18 protein-coding genes and 1 tRNA gene are annotated in these 21,890 nt (G+C 70.5%); 9 read left to right on the top strand and 10 right to left on the bottom strand.

The window, feature by feature from the left end; genetic code table 11:
- Positions 1 to 101 precede the first annotated feature (101 nt).
- The 6 genes from ACIQM4_RS15125 (at position 102) to pth (ending at position 5,230) form a co-directional block, all read left to right on the top strand.
- Entirely contained in the window at positions 102 to 977 is an 876-nt protein-coding gene (locus ACIQM4_RS15125) for a hypothetical protein (protein WP_401591172.1), read from the top strand.
- Between the two features lie 11 nt (positions 978 to 988).
- Positions 989 to 1,059: transfer RNA gene (locus ACIQM4_RS15120), tRNA-Gln, on the top strand.
- Between the two features lie 110 nt (positions 1,060 to 1,169).
- Positions 1,170 to 2,618 (top strand): bifunctional UDP-N-acetylglucosamine diphosphorylase/glucosamine-1-phosphate N-acetyltransferase GlmU, encoded by a 1,449-nt coding sequence (gene glmU / locus ACIQM4_RS15115; RefSeq protein WP_401591169.1) that lies wholly within the window; start codon positions 1,170 to 1,172, stop codon positions 2,616 to 2,618.
- Positions 2,619 to 2,721: 103 nt separating this feature from the next.
- Positions 2,722 to 3,699, top strand: a complete 978-nt coding sequence (locus ACIQM4_RS15110) for a ribose-phosphate diphosphokinase (RefSeq protein ID WP_401591167.1) — start codon at positions 2,722 to 2,724, stop codon at positions 3,697 to 3,699.
- 234 nt (positions 3,700 to 3,933) lie between these two features.
- A complete protein-coding gene (locus ACIQM4_RS15105; RefSeq protein ID WP_401591164.1) occupies positions 3,934 to 4,518 on the top strand; it encodes a 50S ribosomal protein L25/general stress protein Ctc in 585 nt (194 codons plus the stop codon).
- Between the two features lie 100 nt (positions 4,519 to 4,618).
- The gene (pth, locus tag ACIQM4_RS15100; protein ID WP_401591162.1) at positions 4,619 to 5,230 is read left to right on the top strand and encodes an aminoacyl-tRNA hydrolase; all 612 of its coding nucleotides are present in this window, start codon (positions 4,619 to 4,621) and stop codon (positions 5,228 to 5,230) included.
- A gap of 161 nt (positions 5,231 to 5,391) precedes the next feature.
- Here pth and ppc read toward each other — a convergent pair whose 3' ends face one another.
- Positions 5,392 to 8,124, bottom strand: a complete 2,733-nt coding sequence (gene ppc, locus ACIQM4_RS15095) for a phosphoenolpyruvate carboxylase (RefSeq protein WP_401591159.1) — start codon at positions 8,122 to 8,124, stop codon at positions 5,392 to 5,394.
- Positions 8,125 to 8,324: 200 nt separating this feature from the next.
- On the opposite strand from ppc, the gene ACIQM4_RS15090 reads away from it, so the two are divergent.
- A complete protein-coding gene (locus tag ACIQM4_RS15090) occupies positions 8,325 to 9,371 on the top strand; it encodes an acyl-CoA desaturase (protein WP_401591156.1) in 1,047 nt (348 codons plus the stop codon).
- Positions 9,368 to 10,072 (top strand): TetR family transcriptional regulator, encoded by a 705-nt coding sequence (locus tag ACIQM4_RS15085; protein WP_401591153.1) that lies wholly within the window; start codon positions 9,368 to 9,370, stop codon positions 10,070 to 10,072. The genes ACIQM4_RS15090 and ACIQM4_RS15085 overlap by 4 nt, the downstream gene beginning before the upstream one ends.
- A 74-nt stretch (positions 10,073 to 10,146) precedes the next feature.
- Here the strand turns inward: ACIQM4_RS15085 and ACIQM4_RS15080 are convergent, their stop codons facing one another.
- A complete protein-coding gene (locus tag ACIQM4_RS15080; protein ID WP_401591151.1) occupies positions 10,147 to 10,848 on the bottom strand; it encodes a DUF4386 family protein in 702 nt (233 codons plus the stop codon).
- A gap of 132 nt (positions 10,849 to 10,980) precedes the next feature.
- Entirely contained in the window at positions 10,981 to 11,829 is an 849-nt protein-coding gene (locus ACIQM4_RS15075) for a trans-aconitate 2-methyltransferase (protein WP_401591148.1), read from the bottom strand.
- An 88-nt stretch (positions 11,830 to 11,917) separates the two neighbouring features.
- Between ACIQM4_RS15075 and tamR the strand changes: the two genes are divergently transcribed.
- Positions 11,918 to 12,418 (top strand): MarR family transcriptional regulator TamR, encoded by a 501-nt coding sequence (gene tamR, locus ACIQM4_RS15070; protein WP_401591145.1) that lies wholly within the window; start codon positions 11,918 to 11,920, stop codon positions 12,416 to 12,418.
- Here the strand turns inward: tamR and ACIQM4_RS15065 are convergent.
- The 7 genes from ACIQM4_RS15065 to ACIQM4_RS15035 form a co-directional block, all read right to left on the bottom strand.
- On the bottom strand, positions 12,374 to 13,165 hold the full coding sequence (locus ACIQM4_RS15065; RefSeq protein ID WP_401591437.1) for a LuxR C-terminal-related transcriptional regulator: 792 nt from the start codon (positions 13,163 to 13,165) through the stop codon (positions 12,374 to 12,376). The genes tamR and ACIQM4_RS15065 overlap by 45 nt on opposite strands.
- A gap of 330 nt (positions 13,166 to 13,495) precedes the next feature.
- The gene (gene galK / locus ACIQM4_RS15060) at positions 13,496 to 14,656 is read right to left on the bottom strand and encodes a galactokinase (protein WP_401591143.1); all 1,161 of its coding nucleotides are present in this window, start codon (positions 14,654 to 14,656) and stop codon (positions 13,496 to 13,498) included.
- A gap of 4 nt (positions 14,657 to 14,660) precedes the next feature.
- Positions 14,661 to 15,608 (bottom strand): UDP-glucose 4-epimerase GalE, encoded by a 948-nt coding sequence (gene galE, locus ACIQM4_RS15055; protein ID WP_401591435.1) that lies wholly within the window; start codon positions 15,606 to 15,608, stop codon positions 14,661 to 14,663.
- Positions 15,609 to 15,613: 5 nt separating this feature from the next.
- The gene (galT, locus tag ACIQM4_RS15050) at positions 15,614 to 16,666 is read right to left on the bottom strand and encodes a galactose-1-phosphate uridylyltransferase (RefSeq protein ID WP_401591141.1); all 1,053 of its coding nucleotides are present in this window, start codon (positions 16,664 to 16,666) and stop codon (positions 15,614 to 15,616) included.
- A 223-nt stretch (positions 16,667 to 16,889) separates the two neighbouring features.
- Complete coding sequence (locus ACIQM4_RS15045) at positions 16,890 to 17,573, bottom strand: LuxR C-terminal-related transcriptional regulator (RefSeq protein ID WP_401591138.1); 684 nt, start codon at positions 17,571 to 17,573, stop codon at positions 16,890 to 16,892.
- A 212-nt stretch (positions 17,574 to 17,785) separates the two neighbouring features.
- Positions 17,786 to 19,744, bottom strand: coding sequence for a PQQ-binding-like beta-propeller repeat protein (locus ACIQM4_RS15040; protein ID WP_401591135.1), 1,959 nt, complete (start codon positions 19,742 to 19,744; stop codon positions 17,786 to 17,788).
- Positions 19,745 to 19,885: 141 nt separating this feature from the next.
- Positions 19,886 to 21,763, bottom strand: coding sequence for a PQQ-binding-like beta-propeller repeat protein (locus tag ACIQM4_RS15035; protein WP_401591133.1), 1,878 nt, complete (start codon positions 21,761 to 21,763; stop codon positions 19,886 to 19,888).
- Positions 21,764 to 21,890 lie beyond the last annotated feature (127 nt).

Genomic DNA, 21,890 nt, shown 5'->3' with positions numbered 1-21,890 from the left:
GCAAAACTCCCGGCGCCACCGGATCACCCACAATCCACCCGGATACATGAATCGCGCCCGTTCCCGGCACACACGTCCGCTCAGCGAACAAAGCTGCCCGCATGACGATCACACCGCACGGGAAGTACGCGGACTTCGAGACCCTGCGCGAACAGGCCGTCGCGCTGCGCCGCGAGGGGCTCAGCCGCCGCCAGATCCGCGACCGCATCCACGTCGACAACAACGACCTCCTCAACCGCCTCCTCGACGGCGAACCGGCCCCGGAGTGGACGAAACGCCCCAACGCCAAGGACGACCTGCACGCCAAGGCCCGCGAACTGCGCCTCCAGGGCATGACGTACGACCAGATCCAGGTGGAGCTGGGGTGCTCGAAGGGTTCGATCTCGCTGTGGGTGAGGGACTTGCCGAAGCCGGAGCGCCGATCACCCACCGAGCAGGCCAGGCTCGCAGGCCAGCGGCGCTGGGAGCACGAGAACGCTCGCAGGGATGAAGAACGCGAGCAGGCCAAGCGCAGTGCCTTTGCCGCGGTGGGGCAGCTCACGGACCGGGAACTGCTCGTCGCAGGAACGGCCCTGTACTGGGCCGAAGGCGGCAAGGACAAGTCCTACAGCCGCCGCGAAGCATTGAAGTTCATCAACAGCGACCCCAACGTGATCAAGCTGTACCTACGCTGGTTGGAGCTCCTGGGTGTCTCGCGCGACCGCATGCGCTTCCGGGTCTACATTCACGAGACGGCGAACGTCGTAGCAGCCGAGAAGTTCTGGGCCGACGTCGCCGACGTGGACGTGTCCGACTTTCAGTCCACCTCGCTGAAGAAGCACAATCCGAAGACCAACCGGAAGAACACCAGCGATCAATATCAGGGGTGCCTCTCCGTCTACGTCACCAGAAGCGCCGATCTGTACCGTCGCATGGAAGGCACCTGGTACGGCATAGTAGGTGCCGCACCGTTGCCCGATCAACAGAATCGGACATAGGTGGCAGACCATCCCAGGTCGTCTAATGGCAGGACAAATGGTTTTGGTCCATTGAATGAGGGTTCGATTCCTTCCCTGGGAGCCTGAAAGCGGGTCCCGACCTCCACGGTCGGGACCCGCCCTCGTTTCCCCCACGTAACCCCCCGGTATCCTGCGGTGGTCCACCCCCGAAGAAGCCGAAGGGCACCCACCGTGAGCGCCAATAGCCCGGCAGCCGTCGTCGTCCTCGCAGCGGGTGAGGGCACCCGTATGAAGTCGGCCACCCCGAAGGTCCTGCACGAGATCAGCGGGCGCTCGCTCGTCGGCCACGTCGTCACCGCAGCACGCGAGCTGGACCCCGCCGACCTGGTCGTCGTCGTCGGCCACGCACGCGAGAAGGTCACCGCACACCTCGGTGAGATCGACCCCGAGGCCCACACCGCCGTGCAGGAGCAGCAGCTCGGTACGGGTCATGCCGTACGGATGGGCCTGGAGGCCCTCGGTGGCAGCCCGTCCGGGACCGTGGTCGTGGTGTGCGGCGACACCCCGCTGCTGACCGGCGCGACCCTGTCCGCGCTCGCGGCCACGCACAGCGCCGACGGCAACGCGTGCACCGTGCTGACCGCCGAGGTCCCGGACTCGACCGGGTACGGGCGGATCGTGCGGGACGCCGGGACGCAGGCCGTGACGGCGATCGTCGAGCACAAGGACGCCAGCGACGCCCAGCGCGCCATCCGTGAGATCAACTCCGGTGTCTTCGCCTTCGACGGTGAGCTGCTGGCCGATGCGCTGGGCAAGGTGCGTACGGACAACAGCCAGGGTGAGGAGTACCTCACGGACGTCCTGGGGATCCTGCGTGAGGCGGGTCACCGGGTCGGTGCGTCGGTCGCCGCGGACCACCGGGAGATCCTGGGGATCAACAACCGGGTGCAGCTGGCGGAGGCCCGTCGGCTGCTCAACGCCCGTCTTCTGGAGCAGGCGATGCTCAGTGGTGTGAGCATCGTCGACCCGCAGTCGACCTTTGTCGACGTGACGGTGACCTTCGGTCAGGACGCGATCGTGCACCCGGGTACGCAGCTGCTGGGCGCCACGCACGTCGCGGCGGACGCGGAGGTCGGCCCGAACACCCGGCTGAAGGACACGACGGTCGGTATCGGCGCCCGGGTGGACAACACCGTGGCGGACGGGGCCGAGATCGGCGCTGCTGCCAATGTCGGCCCGTTCGCGTACCTGCGTCCGGGGACGAAGCTCGGCATGAAGTCGAAGATCGGTGCTTTCGTCGAGACGAAGAACGCGTCGGTCGGCGAGGGGACGAAGGTTCCGCACCTGTCGTACGTGGGTGACGCGACGATCGGTGACTACAGCAACATCGGTGCGGCGAGCGTCTTCGTGAACTACGACGGTCAGACGAAGCACCACACGACGATCGGTTCGCACTGCCGTACCGGTTCGGACAACATGTTTGTGGCTCCTGTCACTGTCGGGGACGGTGCTTACACCGCCGCCGGGTCCGTCATCACGAAGGACGTGCCGGCCGGCTCGTTGGCCGTGGCCCGTGGGCAGCAGCGGAATATCGAGGGTTGGGTGGCTCGTAAGCGTCCGGGCAGCGCGGCTGCCCAGGCCGCTCAGGCCGCTCCGCAGGAGGCCGGCGGCGAAAGCTGACCGGAAAGAGGTGCTCCGCGCACCGCGTACCGTGATAGACGCACACCATTTCGGCTGGCTCGCAGCCTGCTGGCGGCCAGAAACACTCTGAGGAGACCGTGCTGTGACCGGGATCAAGACGACCGGCGAGAAGAAGATGATGCTCTTCTCCGGCCGCGCACACCCCGAGCTGGCCGAGGAGGTCGCACATCAGCTGGGTATCGGTGTGGTGCCGACGAAGGCCTTCGACTTCGCGAACGGTGAGATTTACGTCCGTTTCCAGGAGTCCGCTCGTGGCGCCGACTGCTTCCTGATGCAGAGCCACACGGCTCCCATCAACAAGTGGATCATGGAACAGCTCATCATGGTCGACGCGTTGAAGCGGGCCTCGGCCCGTTCCATCACGGTGATCGTGCCGTCGTACGGGTACGCCCGTCAGGACAAGAAGCACAAGGGCCGGGAGCCGATCTCGGCGCGTCTGGTGGCGGACCTGCTGTCGACGGCGGGTGCGGACCGGATTCTCACGGTGGACCTGCACACCGACCAGATCCAGGGCTTCTTCAACGGCCCGGTGGACCACCTGACGGCGCTGCCGGTCCTCGCGGACTACGTGGGCGCGAAGGTGGACCGTTCCAAGCTGACGATCGTCTCTCCGGACGCCGGCCGTGTGCGCGTCGCCGACCGCTGGTGCGACCGTCTGGACGCGCCGCTGGCGATCGTGCACAAGCGCCGTGACAAGGAGGTCGCCAACACGGTGACCGTCCATGAGGTCGTGGGTGAGGTCAAGGGCCGCGTCTGTGTCCTGGTCGACGACATGATCGACACGGGTGGCACGATCTGCGCCGCCGCGGACGCGCTGTTCGCGCACGGTGCGGAGGACGTCATCGTGACGGCCACGCACGGCATCCTGTCGGGTCCTGCCGCGGACCGGCTGAAGAACTCCAAGGTGAGCGAGTTCGTGTTCACGAACACGCTGCCGGACCCGTCGGACCTGGAGCTCGACAAGATCACGGTGCTGTCGATCGCGCCGTCGATCGCGCGCGCGGTGCGGGAGGTCTTCGAGGACGGTTCGGTGACGAGCCTCTTCGAGGAGCAGTCGTAGCAGTACGCAGCTGGTGGAGGGCCGTCGGGATTCCCGGCGGCCCTTCGCCGTGCCATCGCCGTGATGATCGATTGGGCTGTCCGGGGCAGGCCCGGGTACAGTGGCGAAGTTGCTCGGCGAGGGAGGCTCGTACCTCCGTTATCGACGCGCTCTTCGTAGCAGGCTCCGCAGCGGGCCGTTCGTGTGGCCGGGTGACGACCAACCCCGTTTCCACCATTTACGAGGAGCGCAGTCATGGCTGAGGTCAAGATCACCGCTGAGGTCCGTACCGAGTTCGGCAAGGGCGCCGCCCGCCAGACCCGTCGCGCCAACAAGGTTCCGGCCGTCATCTACGGCCACGGTGCCGACACCGTGCACATCACCCTGCCGGGTCACGAGCTGATGATGGCGCTCAAGACCAGCAACGCCCTGCTGAACCTGGACATCGACGGCCGCAGCGAGCTCGTCATCCCCAAGGCCGTTCAGCGTGACGCCATCAAGCGCACCATCACCCACGTCGACCTCCTCGCGGTCAAGCGCGGCGAGAAGGTCACCGTCGAGGTCTCCGTGCTCTCCGAGGGCGACCTGGCGCCGGGCTCCAACCTGCTGGAGAACGTGCTGAACACCCTCTCGGTCGAGACCGAGGCCACGCACATCCCCGAGTCCGTCACCGTCTCGGTGCAGGGCCTGGACGCCGGTGACGCGATCCTCGCGAAGGACGTCGTGCTGCCCGAGGGCACCACGCTGGTGACCGACCCGGAAGCGATCGTCATCCAGATCGTCTCCGCGCAGGCCGAGGAGCCGTCCGCGGACGCCGACGCCGAGGGCTCCGAGGCCTGAGCCTCGTAGCTTCGAGCAGGTTGGCCGCCGCTCCGTGCCCGAGGGCGCGGGGCGGCGGTTTTCTGTCTGTGCGCACTGTTCGACGCAAGGAGACATGCTGATGACGACCCCGAGCCCCGCCGCCGCCGACCCGTCGGCGCCCTGGCTTGTGGTGGGCCTGGGCAATCCGGGCCCCGAGTACGCGGCCAACCGTCACAACGTGGGCTGGCTGGTCGCGGACCTTCTCGCTTCGCGGATGGGCGGGAAGTTCAAGTCGCACAAGGCGCGCGCGCAGGTGCTGGAGGGCCGGATCGGTCCTCCTGGCCCGTACAACCGCCGTGTGGTGCTGGCGAAGCCGTTGTCGTACATGAATCTGTCGGGCGGTCCGGTGACGGCGCTGCGCGACTTCTACAAGGTGCCGACGGCGAACGTGGTGGCGATCCATGATGAGCTGGACATCGATTACGGGGTGCTGCGCCTGAAGCTGGGCGGCGGTGACAACGGGCACAACGGTCTGAAGTCGATGACGAAGTCGTTGGGTCCCGACTACCACCGGGTGCGTTTCGGCATCGGCCGCCCGCCGGGCCGGATGCAGGTGGCGGACTTCGTGCTGAAGGACTTCTCGTCGGCGGAGAAGAAGGAGCTGGACTACTTCGTGGACCGGGCGTCGGACGCGGTGGAGGCCCTGGTGATCGAGGGCCTTGAGCGGGCGCAGTCGACGTACAACTCCTAGCGGCTCAAGGAAGAGGGCGGCACCGGTGGTTCACGGTGCCGCCCTCTTCGCGTGGGCCGTCAGCCGGCGTGGGCTGTCAGCCGGCGTGGGCTGTCAGCCGGCGTGGGCCGTCAGCCGGCGTGGGCCGTCAGCCGGCGTGGGCCGTCAGCCGGCGTGGGCTGTCAGCCGGTGTTGCGCAGTCCTGCCGCCACACCGTTGACAGTCAGCAGCAGGGCCCGCGAGAGCAGCGGGTCGGGTTCCTGGCCGGCCGCCGCCGCGTCGCGCTGGCGCTTGAGCAGCGCCACCTGGAGGTAGGAGATCGGGTCCAGGTAGGCGTCGCGGATGGCGAAGGTCTGCTGGAGGACGGGGTTGGTGTCCAGCAGTTCGGTGCCGCCGGTGATGCGCAGCACTTCCTGGACGGTGAGGGCGTGCTCGGCCTCGATGGCGTCGAAGACGTGCTTGAGTTCGTCGGGCACCAGGGAGTCGACGTAGTGGCGGGCGATCCGCAGGTCGGTCTTGGCGAGCGTCATCTCCACGTTGGAGAGGAAGTTGCGGAAGAAGTGCCAGTGCTCGTGCATTTCTTCCAGGACGCTCTCCAGGCCTGCCTCGCGCAGTGCCTTGAGGCCGGAGCCGACGCCGAACCAGCCGGGGACGATCTGCCGGGACTGGGTCCAGCCGAAGACCCACGGGATGGCCCGCAGGCCGTCGAGGGAGACGCCGGAGCCGGGGCGGCGGGAGGGCCGCGAGCCCAGGTGCAGGTCGGCGAGCTGGTCGACGGGGGTCGAGGCGAGGAAGTACGTGGGCAGGTCCGGGTCCTCGACGAGTCCCCGGTACGCGGTGTGGGCGGCCTCGGACACGGTGTCCATGGCGGCGTCCCAGCGGGCCAGGGCCTCGTCGGACTGGCGGGGCGCGGTGTGCAGTGCGGAGGCCTGGAGGGTGGCTGCCACGGTCAGTTCCAGGTTTTCCCTGGCCAGTGAGGGCACCAGGTACTTGTCGGAGATGACCTCGCCCTGCTCGGTGACCTTGATCTCGCCTTCGAGGGTGCCCCAGGGCTGGGCGAGGATCGCGTCGTGGGAGGGGCCGCCGCCGCGGCCGACGGTGCCGCCGCGGCCGTGGAAGAGGCGCAGCCTGACGCCGTACCTGTGGGCGACGTCGCGCAGTCGGCGCTGGGCGCGGTGGATCTCCCACTGGGAGGTGGTGATGCCGCCGAACTTGGAGGAGTCCGAGTAGCCGAGCATGACTTCCTGGACGTCGCCGCGCAGGGAGACCAGGCGCCGGTAGGAGGGGTCGGCGAGCATCTCGTCGAGGATGACGTCGGCGGCGCGCAGTTCGTCGGTGGTCTCCAGGAGCGGCACGATGCCGATCTTGGCCCAGCCGGCGTGCAGGTCGAGGAGTCCGGCCTCGCGGGCCAGTACGGCGGCGGCGAAGACGTCGTCGGCGCCCTGGCACATGGAGATGATGTACGACTCGATGACTTCGGGGCCGAAGCGTGCCAGGGCTTCCTTGATGGTGAGGAAGACCCCGAGGGTCTTCTCCCCCGCCGCGTCGAGCGGTGCGGGCACGGGGGCCAGCGGGCGGCGGGACCTGAGCTCCTTGGCGAGGAGCTTCTGGCGGTACTCGCGGGGCATGTCCGCGTACCGCCAGGATTCTTCGCCGAGCCGGTCGAAGAGGAGGCCGAGTGCGTGGTGGTGGGCGTCGGCGTGCTCGCGGACGTCCATGGTGGCGAGCTGGAGGCCGAACGCCGCGAGGGTGCGGATGGTGCGGTCCATGCGGCCGTCGGCGAAGAGTCCGCCGCGGTGCTCGCGCAGCGAGGTCTGGATGAGGGTGAGGTCGTCGATGAGCTGGCTGGTGCCGAGGTAGTCGCAGCCGGGCCGGTGGGCGGAGCCCTGGGCGAGGCGTTCGCGGGTGTTGACCAGCTTCTGCCGGATGCAGGTGGCCTTGAGCCGGTAGGGCTCCTCGGCGTTGAGCCGCTTGTAGCGGGGGCTGATTTCCGGGAGGCGTTCCAGGTCGGCCTGGAGGGATTCGAGGAGTTCGTCGGTGGCGCCTGCGTAGCGGATGGAGTTGGAGAGCTGGCCGCGGAGCTGGTCGACGAGTTCGAGTGCGTCGGTGATGCCGTGCTCGTGCTGGAGGATCAGCACGTCCCAGGTGACGGCGGGGGTGACGTTGGGGTTGCCGTCGCGGTCGCCGCCGATCCAGGTGCCGAAGGTGAGGGGGCGGGTGCCGGGCGGGATCTCGACGCCGAGGCGGCCGAGCTCGGCCGCCAGGTCCTCCAGGACGTCGCCGACGGCGCCGGCGTGGAGTTCGTCGAGGTAGTAGATGGCGTTGCGCGCCTCGTCGGCGGGTTCGGGCCGTACGACGCGGAGCTCGTCGGTCTGCCAGATCAGGTCGATCGACTCGGCGAGGCGCAGGTCGTGGCGGCGCCGGTCGGAGGCGATGACGGGGGTTTCCAGCAGTTCCGCGATGCGGCGGAGCTTGTTGAGTACGGAGCGCCTGGCGGCCTCGGTGGGGTGGGCGGTGAAGACCGGCCGCACGTTGAGGTTCTTGACGGTCTGCCGGAGGTGCTCGGGGTCGGCGTCCTTCAGCAGGTCGGCGGTGCGGGCGAGGAGTCCGCCCTCGGCGGCGCGCAGCTCGCGCAGTTCACGTCCGCGGTGCACCTGTTCGGTGACGTTGGCGAGGTGGAAGTAGGTGGAGAAGGCACGTACGAGGCGTGCGGCGGTTTCCAGGTCGGTGTCGCCCAGCAGTTCGGCGGCTGCTTCTCCGTCGGTGCGGGTGAGGGCCCGGACCCGCTCCACGAGTTCCAGGAGTTCGGGGCCCTCCTGGCGTACGAGGGTCTCTCCGAGGAGGTCGCCGAGGCGGCGGATGTCGGCCCTCAGGACGGCGCTGGTGTCGGGGGTGGTCTGGTCGGCACTGCTCACAGGTGCGGCTCCTTGCAGTGGGGAACGCGTCAGGCAGGAACTCGGACCGCGCTGTCCGACTGGGCCCAGGATATGTGTCCCGGTATTCGGGTACTCGGCGGCCTCGTACAGCGGGCCTCACCGCTGCCATACTTACGAAGGCGTAGGTTACGGAACCGTAGGCAGGCGTCTCCCGCATTCTCACCCCACAGGGGAGTTTCATGACCATCGGCCCCGATCTCCTCAAGGAAGCCCCGGATCCGTCCGGATCCTCGGGCTCGTCCGAAGTCCGGTCCGCGGACCGGGCCGCCGCGCAGGCTCCGCTCGCGACGCGCGGCGGCGAGTCGAAGCGTTCCGTCGAACAGATGGCGCTGCTCCTGTTCATCACCGTCCCCTTCGTGGCCCTCCTCGCGGCGGTTCCGCTCGCGTGGGGCTGGGGGGTGAGCTGGCTCGACCTGGGCCTGCTGGTGTTCATGTATTACCTGGGTTGCCACGGCATCACGATCGGTTTCCACCGGTACTTCACGCACGGTGCGTTCAAGGCGAAGCGCCCGCTGCGGATCGCGCTCGCCGTGATGGGCTCGATGGCTGTGGAGGGGCCGCTGGTGCGCTGGGTGGCGGATCACCGCAAGCACCACCGGTTCTCGGACGCGGAGGGCGACCCGCATTCGCCGTGGCGGTTCGGCGAGGACCTTCCCTCGCTGGTCAAGGGTCTGTGGTGGGCGCACATCGGCTGGATGTTCGACGAGGAGCAGACCTCGCAGGACAAGTACGCCCCGGACCTGGTCAGGGATCCGGCGATCCGCCGCATCTCGCGTGACTTCATCTACTGGACGATGCTGTCGTTGGCGATCCCGCCGTTGGTGGGCGGGCTGGTGACGATGTCCTGGTGGGGTGCGTTCACGGCGTTCTTCTGGGGTTCCCTGGTGCGGGTCGCGCTGCTGCACCACGTCACCTGGTCCATCAACTCGATCTGTCACGCGGTGGGCAAGCGTCCGTTCAAGTCGCGGGACCGCTCGGGCAACGTGTGGTGGCTGGCGGTCCTGTCCTGCGGCGAGTCCTGGCACAACCTGCACCACGCGGACCCCACCAGCGCGCGGCACGGGGTGCTGAAGGGGCAGGTCGACTCGTCGGCCCGGCTCATCCGCTGGTTCGAGCGGGCGGGGTGGGCGTACGACGTGCGCTGGCCGACGGCGTCCCGGCTGGCGTCCCGGCGCAAGGCCGAGGACGGGTCCCCGGGCGAGAGCGAAGCGACAGAAACGGCATGATGGAGCCTGTGGCGACCGACGACAGCACCGGAGTGACCAAGCCGAGCACGGGCGGCGACAAGCCCCGCGCCGCGACCCGGCGGGCCCGCCGGGTGCGGATGACCGGCGCGGAACGCCGGGAGCAGCTGCTGGACATCGGCCGCACGCTCTTCGCGGAGAAGGGCTTCGAGGGCACGTCGGTGGAGGAGATCGCCGCGAAGGCGGGGGTGTCCAAGCCGGTGGTGTACGAGCACTTCGGCGGCAAGGAGGGCCTGTACGCGGTGGTGGTCGACCGTGAGATGCGGTCGTTGCTGGACATGGTGCAGAGCGCGCTGACGGCGGGGCATCCGCGTGAGCTGCTGGAGCAGGCCGCTTTCGCGTTGCTCGACTACATCGAGACGTACACGGACGGTTTCCGCATCCTGGTCCGGGACTCCCCGGTCGCGCAGTCGACGGGTACGTTCGCCTCGCTCATCTCGGACATCGCCACCCAGGTCGAGGACATCCTCGGCCTGGAGTTCAAGGCGCGTGGCTTCGACCCGAAGCTGGCTCCGCTGTACGCGCAGGCGCTGGTCGGCATGGTGGCGCTGACGGGTCAGTGGTGGCTCGACGTGCGCAAGCCGAAGAAGGCGGAGGTCGCCGCGCACCTGGTGAATCTCTCCTGGCACGGCTTGGAGAACCTGGAGGCGAAGCCGCGGCTGATAGGCCACCGCAAGAGCTGAGCGGTGTTGCTCGTACGGAGATGAGGGCCCGCGTTCCCGGCAGGGGGCGCGGGTCCTCGACGTGGCGCCTCGGGTCACCGCTCCGTAGGGGGTGTCGTGCGGGCCCGGTGGTGCGGCAGTGCCGTCGCGGCCCACACCAGCCAGATCAGTCCGCCGAAACGGACCACCGGCAGGGCGAACGCGAAGGGGTCGGCGAGCAGGCTGAGTGTGCCGAGCATTCCGCAGGCGGCGATGACAAGACCTGCCCACGCGAGTGGCTTCGGCAGCAGTTCCGCCCGCAGTCCGCTCACCGCGAGTCCTGCGACGAGAAGTCCGCAGGCCATCGCGTATGTCACTCCGCCGGTCAGGAAGGACAGGTCGGCGAGGGTCCGTGCGAGGGCCGCCTCGGAGGTCTGTGCCAGCCGTTCGCCGGTCCACGCGAAGAGCGCGCTCAGTGTCAGGGCGAGGGATGCCAGTACCCCGCCCACCAGGGTGATGGCGGAGCCGGGGGCGGTGATTCCCAGTGCCCGCAGCCGCCGGTACAGCACGGCGGTGAGCACTGCCAGCGGCACGGCGGAGGCCAGCAGCAGGAAGGCCCCGACGCGGATGCGGGTGCCGTGGCCCTGCGCGTGGGTGAGGACCTCGGCGCCGGTGGCGGTGGGCTGCGGGGTGGAGCTGTTGAGGACGACGTAGGCGATCGTCAGGGCGGCGAAGGCGAGGACGGGCAGGACCAGGGGCGGGCCCGTCTGGGGGCGGCGGGTGCGGGCGGTGTCCGCGGGGGCGGTGGAGGTGGTCACGACGGCTCCTCGGTCGGGGTGCGCACCACGGGGGCGGTGTGGCCTCCGTCGTGGTGCGCGGTCGCCGGTACGACGGGGGGAACCCCCGGAACGTGACATCGCTGCCGGGGCGCCCGTTTCCGAGGGGCCCGGTCAGGGGCGGGTGGCCAGTGCGAAGACGCGGCGGAAGGGGAAGACCGTTCCGGCGGGTGTCGGGGGGTAGGCCTTGCGGAGCAGGGCCGCGTACTCCGTGGTGAAGAGTCCGCTCGCTTCCTCGTCGTCGGCGAGGGCGGTCAGGACCGGGCGCAGCGCGGTGCCCTTGACCCAGTCGAGGACGGGGTCCGTACCGGGGAGCAGTTGCAGGTACGTCGTCTCCCAGACGTCCGTCTCGCACCCGAGGGAGGTGAGGAGGGAGAGGTACGTTCCGGGGTCTTCCACCGCTCCGGCCCGGTCGCCCACGCCTGCCAGCCGGTTCCGCCACCGCGTCGAGTTGCGCAGGTCCGTGAGGATCGTGTGGCTGGGGGCGGCGAAGTTGCCCGGGACCTGGAAGGCGAACGTCCCGCCGGCGGTGAGGGCGTCCAGCCAGCCCTCGAACAGCGCGGTGTGGTCCGGGATCCACTGCAGGAGCGCGTTGGAGACGATCAGGTCGTACGAGGCGGGGGCGGGGGCCCAGGTGGCGGCGTCGGCGTACGCGAAGTCCAGGTGGGGTGTGGCGTACCGCGCGGCCGTCGCGAGCATTTCGCGGGAGTTGTCGTAGCCGGTGGTGCGGGCGGTGGGCCAGCGGTCCGCCAGGAGGGCGGTGGCGTTGCCGGCGCCGCAGCCGAGGTCGGCGATGCGGGAGGGCTGCGCGGGCGGGTTCACGCGGGCCAGCAGGTCCAGGAAGGGGCGGGTCCGGTGTGCCTCGTGGCGCAGGTACTGGGAGGGGTCCCAGCGCGGGGCGGGGGCGGGGGCGGCTGCGGGCCGGGGGCGGGGGCCGGGGGTGGGGGTGGGAGGGTTCGTCATGGATCGAGACTCCCCGAAAATGTATCTCGACGTCAAGAGACTTGACCTGAAGAGACTTCATGTCGACAGACCCCCTACACTGATCGCCATGGAGGACGAGGTCGACCGACTGGTCGCAGCATGGCGCCGAGAGCGCCCCGACCTCGACGTGGAGCCCCTTGAGGTGCTCAGTCGGGTGTCCAGGCTCGCGCGCCATCTCGACCGCGCGCGCCGCCTCGCGTTCTCCGAGCACTCCCTGGAGCCGTGGGAGTTCGACGTGCTTACCTCGCTGCGGCGGGCCGGCGACCCGTACCAGCTGTCGCCTGGGCAGTTGCTGACGCAGACCCTCGTGACGTCCGGCACGATGACCAACCGCATCGACAGGCTCGCCAAGAAGGGCCTCGTGGAGCGGCTGCCGGACCCCAGTGACCGGCGCGGGGTGCTGGTGCGGCTCACCGACGAGGGACGCGACCGGGCGGACCAGGCGCTCGCGGGCCTGCTGGAGCAGGAGCGGGCGATCCTCGGCGAACTGTCGCGGGCGCAGCGCGGCGAACTGGCCGGGCTGCTACGCCAGCTGACCGCCCCGTTCGACAACGTCCCCGGCGGTTAGGTCGGCGGGTCCCACTCCCGCCCTGCGGGCGAGGGCGACGGCGGCGAGGGTGGAGTGGACGCCGAGCTTGCCCAGCACGTTCTGCATGTGGGTGCGGACCGTGTGCGGGGAGAGGAAGAGGCGTTCGGCGACGGCCTTGCGGCCGAGGCCGGCGACCATGCAGCGCAGCACCTCGCGTTCGCGCGGGGTCAGTGACTCCACCAGGCGCTCGCTCTCGGTGCGGTGCTTGCGGGCCGCGGTCAGCTCCCTCAGGACGCCGGTGAGCAGCGCGGGCGGCAGATGGGTCTCGTCGCGCAGGACCCCTCGGATGACCGCCAGGAGACGTTGCAGTGAGCAGTCCTTGGCGACCCAGCCTGAGGCTCCGGCCTGGAGCGCGAGGGCGGCCCTGCGCGGGTCGTCCTTCTCGGCGAGCACCACCGTGCGGACGGCGGGCTGTCCGGTGCGTACCCCTGCGACCAGGGAGATCCCGTCGACCAGGCCGTCCTGTTCGGCGCCGTTGTCGGGTACGGCGACCGCCACCGCGTGCGGGGCTGCGCCGCCCGGTGCGAGCGCGGTGCCGAGGTCGGCGTCGATGAGCATCACGTCGAACTTGCGGCCTTCCGCCGCTCCTCGTTCCAGACAGCGCAGCGCGGCGGGGCCGCTGCCCGCGGCCGCCACGTCGACGTCCGGTTCCGCCGCGAGGGCGGCGGCGAGCGACTCGGCGAAGATTCGGTGGTCGTCGACCACCAGGACCCGGATACGAACCACTGCCTCAGACACCCCCATGGGTCGGAGGGCGGACCTGCGCGGACACGGCTCCCGGGGCCGGGCGGAACCGTCGGTGCGCACGGCCGCCGCCGTGTGCCGATCGATGCCAACCGTGCGGTGTTCCGGCCCCGGGCGCCGTGTCCGACTGTCTCGCCCCCTGATCAGCACCGGCCCCCACCGGTGCTCAAGCCTCAGAGTACGGGCGGGGGCGGTGTTCGGAAGGGTATTTGCAGAACTGTTTGGCCTCGGGGGCCGACGTGTGCTTCCTGTGTCGTGTTGTGACGGAAGGAGAGAGGCACGGGACAGTTCCTGTCGTCGATCCCTTCCGTTTCAGACCAGTTGGCGCGCTCCGGCCGCGGGGGTGACCGGGAAGACGCGCGGGCTGCGGTGGCCCGCCGCCTCGAACGCCGCCTCGATCGCCCGCGTCAGGTCAGCCACCGCCGACTCCTCGGCGAGGACGACCGCGGAGCCGCCGAAGCCGCCGCCGGTCATCCGGGCGCCGTAGGCACCTGCCGCGTTCGCCGTCTCGACGGCCAGGTCCAGCTCCGGGCAGGAGATCCGCAGGTCGTCCCGGAGGGAGGCGTGCCCCTGGGTGAGTACGGGGCCGATCGCGCGGGTGTCGCCGGCGTCCAGGTGGCCGATCACCTGGACCACGCGGTGGTTGTCGGTGAGGATGTGCCGCACGTAGCGGCGGATCCGCTCGTCCGCCAGCTTGGCGAGCGCGTCGTCCAGTTCCTCGTACGGCACGTCGCGCAGATGCGTGACCCCGAGGAGGCGTGCGCCCTCCTCGCAGCCCGCGCGGCGTTCCGCGTACGCCCCGTCGCCGAGTGCGTGCTTGACCCGGGTGTCGACGACCAGCAGGGCGAGCCCCTGGGCGGCCAGGTCGAAGGGGACCTGGCGGCGGGTGAGGTCGCGGGTGTCGAGGTGGAGCGCGTGCCCGGCCTCGCAGCAGGCGGACGCCGTCTGGTCCATGATGCCGCAGGGCACGCCGACGAAGGCGTTCTCGGCCCGCTGGCAGATGAGGGCCAACTGCGGCCGGGTGAGCGGGAGTCCGTGGAGCTCGGTGAGGGCGAGGCCGAGGGAGACCTCCAGGGCGGCGGAGGAGGAGAGGCCTGCTCCGGTCGGGACCGTGGAGCGCAGATGCACGTCGGCGCCGCCCGCCACCGCCTCGTGCCCGGCCTCGCGCAGCGCCCAGACGACGCCGGCGAGGTAGATCCACCAGCTGTCGGTGACGGCGAGGGGCACGAGGTCATCGACGCGGATCTGGGTGACGCCGTCCTCGCTGTCGCCGGAGTGCAGCCGCAGCACGCCGTCGGTGCGGCGGGCCACCGCGACCTGTGCGGTGTGCGGCAGGGCGAGCGGCATCACGAAGCCGTCGTTGAAGTCGGTGTACTCGCCGATGAGGTTGACCCGGCCGGGAGCGGCCCACACCCCTTCGGGCTCCGTGCCGTACAGCGCCCGGAACTCGGCTGTCACCTGCTGGGTTTCCATCCCGCTACTCCCCCGCGTCCTGGGCGAAGCGCCACGCGTCGCCGATGATGTCGGCCAGGTCCGTGCGCGTGGGGGTCCAGCCCAGCTCGGCGCGGGCCCGGTCGGCCGAGGCGACCAGGACGGCGGGGTCGCCGCCGCGGCGGGCGGAGACGACCTCGGGGACCGGGTGGCCGGTGACCTTGCGGACGGCTTCGATCACCTCGCGGACGGAGAAGCCGTTGCCGTTGCCCAGGTTGCAGATGCGGTGGGTGCCGGGCTCGGCGGCGGCGAGCGCCAGGAGGTGGGCCTCGGCGAGGTCGGCGACGTGCAGGTAGTCCCGGACGCAGGTGCCGTCGGGGGTCGGGTAGTCGTCGCCGTACACGGAGATCGACTCGCGGCGGCCCTGGGCGACCTGGAGGACGAGCGGGATGAGGTGGGACTCGGGGTCGTGCCGCTCGCCCCAACTGCCGTACGCACCAGCCACGTTGAAGTACCGCAGGGAGACCGCGGCCAGACCGTGCGCGGTGGCCTCGCCGGTGATCATGTGGTCGACGGCGAGCTTGGAGGCGCCGTACGGGCTGGTGGGCGCGGTGGGAAGGTCCTCGGTGACGGGGGTGGCGGTGGGTTCGCCGTACGTCGCGGCCGTGGAGGAGAAGACGAGCCGGCGCACGCCCGCGTCACGCATCGCGGCGAGCAGGTCCATGGTGCCGCCGACGTTGTTGCGCCAGTACTTCTCGGGGTCGACGACGGACTCGCCGACCTGCGAGGACGCGGCGAAGTGCAGTACGCCGTCGAAGCTGGGGTCCAGATGGGCGGCCGCGTCCTGGATGCGGCCCTCGATGAAGGCGGCGCCCGCAGGGACGCCCTCCCGGAATCCGGTGGAGAGGTCGTCGAGGACGCTCACCTCGTGTCCGGCCTGCAGGAGGTGCGCCGTGACGACGCTGCCGACGTATCCCGCGCCGCCCGTAACCATGTACTTCACTTGTCGCTCGCTACCTCTCGCAGTCGGGTGGCCGCGGCCTCCGGCGACACGTCGTTGACGAACGCGCCCATGCCGGACTCGGAGCCCGCGAGGACCTTCAGCTTGCCGGACGTACGGCGGATGCTGAACAGCTCCAGGTGGAGCGCGAACTCCTCGCGCAGCGGGTGCCGGAAAGGCGCCTGGTGCCAGGCCGAGATGTACGGGGTGGGGGGCTGGTCGGGACCGAAGATCCGGTCGAACCGGCGCAGCAACTCCAGGTAGACGGAAGGAAATTCGGCGCGTGCCGCGTCGTCGAGGGCGAGCAGGTCGGGCACCCGGCGGGTGGGGTGGAGATGCACCTCGTAGGGCCAGTGGGCGGCGTAGGGGACGAATGCCGTCCAGTGTTCACCCTCAAGGACGATCCGGGTGCCCTCGGCCCGTTCCCGCGCGACGACCTCGTCGAAGAGGTTCGAGGCGCCCTGGGTGCGGTCCGCGTGCGCCTTCAGGGAGCGGAGCATCAGGTCGGTGCGGGGGGTGACGTAGGGGTAGCCGTAGATCTGGCCGTGCGGGTGCCCGAGGGTGACGCCGATCTCGGCGCCGCGGTTCTCGAAGCAGAAAACCTGCTCCACGGCGGCGAGTTGGCCCATTTCCGCAGTGCGGTCGGTCCATGCTGCGAGGACCAGGGCGGCCTGCTCCTCGGTGAGGTCGGCGAACGAGGAGTCGTGGTCGGAGGTGAAGCAGACCACCTCGCAGCGGCCCGAGTCCCCGGCGAGGGAGGGGAACCGGTTCTCGAAGACGGCCACGTCGTAGTCGGCGGCCGGGATCTCGCTCTCGTGGCCCTCGCGGGACGGGCAGAGCGGGCAGGCGTCGGCGGGCGGCAGGTAGGTGCGCTCCTGGCGGTGCGAGGCGATCGCCACCGAGTCGCCGAGCAGCACGTCCCGGCGGATCTCGGAGGCGGTGGCGACCGGGGTGAGCGGCCGCCGGTCCACGGCGTCGCGGACACGGTCGTCGGCCTCGTCGTAGTAGAGGAGCTCACGACCGTCGGCGAGACGGGTCGATGTCTTCTTCACTGTCACCTCACGTACGCACACACACCGACAGAATCGAACACAACAAACCACAGACCCACAGTGCCGTCAATGCCACGGGGGCGAGTTGGGCGGGGCAAGGTGAAGGAGGCCGGGGTGGGGGAAGGCCGCGCCGGTGTGGGGGGATACCGGGCTGCGCGGCGAGAGACCGGGGGCGGGAAAGGCCGCGCCGCGGTACGAGAGGCCGGGGTGGGGCGGGGCGTCGCTACTGCTCCTGCTGCTGGGTGACCGTCGCCCGGTCGAGGAGTCCCGTGCGGGCCGCGAGGGCGGCCGCCTCCAGGCGGGAGCCGACGCCCAGCTTCATCAGGACCCGCTGGACATGGGTGCGCGCGGTGCTGGGGGCGATGCCCATGCCGGCCGCGATGAGCCGGGTGTCCTCGCCGTCCGCGACCCTGACCAGGACCTCGACCTCGCGCGGGGTGAGCATGTGCAGCAGCCGCTGGCCCTCGTCGTCGGGCTGGGCGGCGGGGTTGAGGAGTTCGGCGAACGCACCCTGGAGGAGCAGCGGCGCCACCGCCGCCTCTCCCGCGCGGGCCTTCACCATGGCCCGCTCCACGCCCTCTATGCGCTCGTCGTGCCTGACGTATCCGGCCGCTCCCGCGGCGAAGGCGGCGGCGATGCCGCGGGGGCTGGGGACGGGGCCCAGGACGACGACCGCCACCTGGGGACGCTCGCGTTTGATCCGTACGATCGGGTCGAAGGTGCCCGCCGCTGCGGGGGTCGCGGTGCCGAACAGACAGACCTCGGGCGCCCGGCTGACCACCAGCTCGGCCGCACCCGCGGTGGGCGCGGCGGCGGCGAGCACCCGGTGCCCGCGGAGTTTGAGCGCCGAGGCGAGTGCCTCGGCGAGCAGGCGGTGGTCGTCGACCACCATGAGCCGCACGCCCATCGAAGTACCCCCCACATTCCCCCAGGAGCAGGCCCCCCGGCCTTCTGACCCGGCAAGCTACACGCTTGTTCGACGTAGCGCGCCCCTTACCCGTGAGAAGCCACTCGAAGTTGCCAAATGCCTCGGTTCAGGGTGCGGGCGGGGGCGCGAGCTGAAAAGGGGGCGCCCCCGACCGGTGGTCGGGGGCGCCCCTGGGCGGTGGCGGGCTCCCGTCAGGGGCCGAAGACCATCGCCAGGTACTTCTGGCTGGTGTTGCTCTCGCTCAGCAGGTCGTTCGAGAGGAACAGCCGCCCGCCTGCGTACCGCGCGTTCTCGAAGTTGATGGTGAGGCTGGACTCGGCGTCGCGGACCGCCCGGTCGGCCGGGTTGTCGAGCAGCAGCGTCTGCTTGAGCGAGCCGCCGTCGATGCTGGCGACCTGGCCGCCCTTGTCGTACGGGGGGAACTTGTAGACGAGCAGGTTTCCGCCGTCCATCCGCAGCGGGACCATCGAGTACCGCTCACCCGCGTCGATCTTGTCGGAGGTGGGCTTGCCGGTCTTCAAATCCCAGGAGACGATCTCGTTGGTGCGGCCGGTCTCGGCCTTGCCCTGGTGCTGGACGGTCGGCAGATAGACCTTGCCGTTGCCGACGGCGACCTTGGTGCAGGCCTCGGTCTCGGTGCGCGGGCAGTGCAGGTCGTACTTCTCGCCGTCGACCGGCATCTGGGCGAGCAGCTTGCCCGTCGCGCCGTCGATGGAGAACAGGTGCGAGATGCCGGCGGTGCCGCCGGCGGAGTCGTTGACCTCGGCGCCGACGAGCAGCGGCTTGGTGGACAGGACCGAGGCGGTGTCCGCGCCCTTCGGCAGCTTGTAGGTGGAGAGCGGCGCCCCGTTGGCCGGGTTCAGCGGCTGGACCAGCAGTTGCGGGTCGTCGTAGCTGCCGCACATGCGGATCGCGACCAGGGCGGGGCCACCGCCGTAGCCCTTGTCCTCGCAGTTGTCGGCGGTGGGCTTGGGGCTCCACAGCTCCTTGCCGGTGATGTCGACCGCGCCCGCTCCCCCGGTGCCGGCCGCCGCGACGGTGTCGCCGGAGATGGTCACCTGGTCGAGGCTGGCGACCCGGTCGGCGTCCTTGAAGTGGTGCTGCCACAGCAGCTTGCCGCTGGTGAGGTCGAACAGGCCGACCTGGCTGCACTGGGCGACCTTGCGGCCCGCCTCAAGGGGACCCTCGAAGAGGAACGCGGCCTTGTTGCCGTCCTTGCTGAGGTGGCGCGACTCGCCGCAGACCTCACCGGCCAGCGGGAGCGTCCAGAGCTCGGTGCCCTTCTCCGGGTCGTAGCCGGTGATCTTCTTGACGCCGGCCTTGGCGTACACCTTGTCGGTCGCCCAGGAGCCCTTGACGTCGGTGAGTTCCTTGACCACCGGGACCGGGACCTGGAACTTGACCTTGGCGGTGACGTTGCCGGGCACCTTCTCCTTGCCCGCGCCGTCCGGGGCCGGGGGGCCGGCCTTCTCGTCACCCTTGGCGTCGCCGCCGCCGCCGGAGGAACTGCCCGCGACGTCCGTGGGCTCGTCGCCGCTGGTCGCCTTGTAGACCACTCCGGCGCCGACGATCAGGACCACGGCGAGGACCGCCGCGATGATGATCTTCAGCTGGGTGGTCAGACCGCCACCGCCGCTGCCGCCGGGCTGCTGCGGGGCGGGCGGCTGGGGCGGGTACATGCCGTACGGGGTGTTGGGGCCGCCGGTCTGCGGCTGACCGTACCCGGGCTGACCGGGCTGACCCGGGAAGCCGTAGCCCGAAGGGGGCTGCTGGCCGGGCTGCTGGCCCGGCTGCCCCGGGTAGCCGTAACCGGCCGGGGGTGCCTGGCCGGGCGGGGGCGTCTGCGGAGGCTGTCCGGGAGCCTGCGGCGGCTGCCCCGGTGCCTGTGGGTAGCCGTAGCCCGGCTGCCCCTGCGGCTGACCGTACGGACCCGGCTGTCCCGGCTGGCCCGGCTGGCCGCCGGGCGGGGGCGGGGTCGGGGCGCCGAAGCCGCCGGCCGGCGGCTGCTGGGGGGCGCCGAAGCCGCCTGCGCCGCTCGGCGGAGGGGACTGCGGGTCGGCGTGCGCTCCCGGCTCGGGGGTCTTGCTGAACGGCGAGGGGGGCGGGGCCCCTTCCCCGTTCTTCGGGGGCTCGTTGGGCGGCTGCGTCATGGTGGTTCTACCTCTGGGGACGTCGGGAGGTGACAGGAGAAGCGGTACGGCAGGCGTGGTGGGGGCGCCGTGTGGCGCGGGCGGGGCGCAGGTGCACGGGGCGGGAGCGGCCGGACCGGCCGGACTCCCGCCCCGTACTGCTCAGTTGCCGAACGCCAGCAGGGTCTGCGGCTTCTCGTCGTCCTTGCCCGAGACGCGGTCGGGGGCGAGGAAGAGCCGGCCGTCCTCGTAGGAGAGGAGCTTGGAGAAGATGCCGTTCTCGACGTCGTTCACCGACGACGGGTGCTTGAGGACGGGCGCCGGGTTGCCGCCGCCGGCGGGGATCTTCACGAGGCCGCCGGGCTTGTCGTACGACGGCTCGGTGTACGCGAAGACGAAGCCGCCCTCGGCCTTGACCGGGAGCAGTTCGCGGCCCTCCTCCTTCGAGGACCACTTGAGCTTGCCGGTGACCGCGTCGTACGCGCGGACCTCGTTGGTGCGGCCCGACATGTCCGGGCCCGACTTCGCCTCACTGGGCACGTACAGCGTGTTGGCGTCGGCCGCGACGCCCTGGCAGCCCTGGAGGCTGTTGTTGAACATGCCGCACTTGGCCGCCGGCAACTCACCGGTCATCTCGGCGCTGCGCTGCCCGTTCGCCTTGAAGAACGAGACGTTGCCCGCCTTCTTGTCGCGGTTCTCCAGGTAGACGACCAGCGGGTTGACGGAGAAGACGTTCTTGATCTCCCAGCCCGCCTCGGCCCTCCAGGTCCACCTGCCCTTGCCGGTGGCGGGGTCGAGTTCACGGAGCTGGTAGGTGGTCTTGCTGTTGGAGCCGCTGCCGGTGCAGCTGTCGACGCCGAGCAGCTTGACGCCGTTGGAGGCGAAGGCGGACAGGCTGCAGTTGCCGACGCGCTCGCCGCCGAACGCCTTGGCCCCGTCACTGACCTTGTAGGCCTTGGTGTTGCCGAACCGGGCGCTGGTGGTGACGGTGTTGCCCGTGATGGTCATCTCGTCGACGCCGCCGAGGTCGAAGAGGCCGCTCTTCGCAACCTCCTTGCGCCAACCCGTCTTACCCGTCTGAAGGTTGACCTGCTGGAGCTGGTTGCACTCGGCCTTCTCGGTGTTGTTGTTCTTGAGCGCGACGACGGTGACGCCGCCCGCTCCGGCCTGACGGGGCGCGGCGCAGATCTCGGTCTGGAACTTGAGCTCCCAGCGCTGCTTGCCGTCGGCCGCGCCGTAGGCCGTCATGGCCTTGTAGTACGCCTGGATCACGGTGTCGCCGACGAAGACCGAAGGCATCACCTTGCCGCCCGCCTTGGGCAGGTCGACCGCGTTCTCGTGGTGCCACAGGACCTTGGCGTCGCCCGGCTGGCGGGCGGAGTTGAAGTCCGTGCCGGCGTCGCGGCCCGGGGCGTCCGACGCTCCGCCGTCACCCTTGCCGTCACCTTCGACGGGGGCGGTCGGCTGCGTGCTCGTGGTCGGCTGGGCCACCGGTTCCTTCTTGTCGCCCGAGACCAGGTAGATGCCGCCGCCGATCACGATCAGCGCGGCGACGGCCGCGCCGACGATCAGCAGCAGCTTCTGCTTGCCCTGCGGGCCACCGCCGTTGCCGCCGGGGGCCGGGGCGCCGGGGTACATGGGCTGGGTGGGCCCGCCCGGGTAACCGGGCTGCCCCGGCTGGCCCGGGTAGCCGTAACCCTGCTGCGGCTGCTGTGCGTACGGTCCGGGCTGTCCTGGCTGCTGACCCGGCTGCCCCGGGTAGCCGTAGCCCTGCTGGGGTGCGGCCGGCTGCGCGTACGGGTTGTCCGCTCCCGACGGCGGGCCCTGCGGGAACCCGTAACCCGGCTGTCCGGGCGGCGGGCCCTGCGGCGGCTGGCCGGGCGGCGGGCCCTGCGGCGGTCCTGCCGGCATCTGCGGCGGGCCCTGCGGCGGCTGCGGCGCTCCCGGCGGCGGACCCTGCGGAGCCCCGCCCTGTGGGGAGTTCGGGTCCTGCGGGGCGCCGAAGCCCCCCTGCGGCGGCTGGTTGGGCGGCTGAGACATCAGCACTTACCTCTTCACACGGGTGGTCCGCTGCCCGGTCGGTCTCCCCCGCGATTCCGGGCGGTCAAATCCCCCCGGAAAGGAGCGAATCGGGCTTGGGTCCCGTAGATCTACGTCAGTCGAGCGG

The organism is Streptomyces sp. NPDC091272 (assembly GCF_044757485.1).
Taxonomy (GTDB): Bacteria; Actinomycetota; Actinomycetes; order Streptomycetales; family Streptomycetaceae; genus Streptomyces.
The sequence above is the reverse complement of the archived record's forward strand: the minus strand, read 5'-3'. Positions and strand labels throughout refer to the sequence as shown.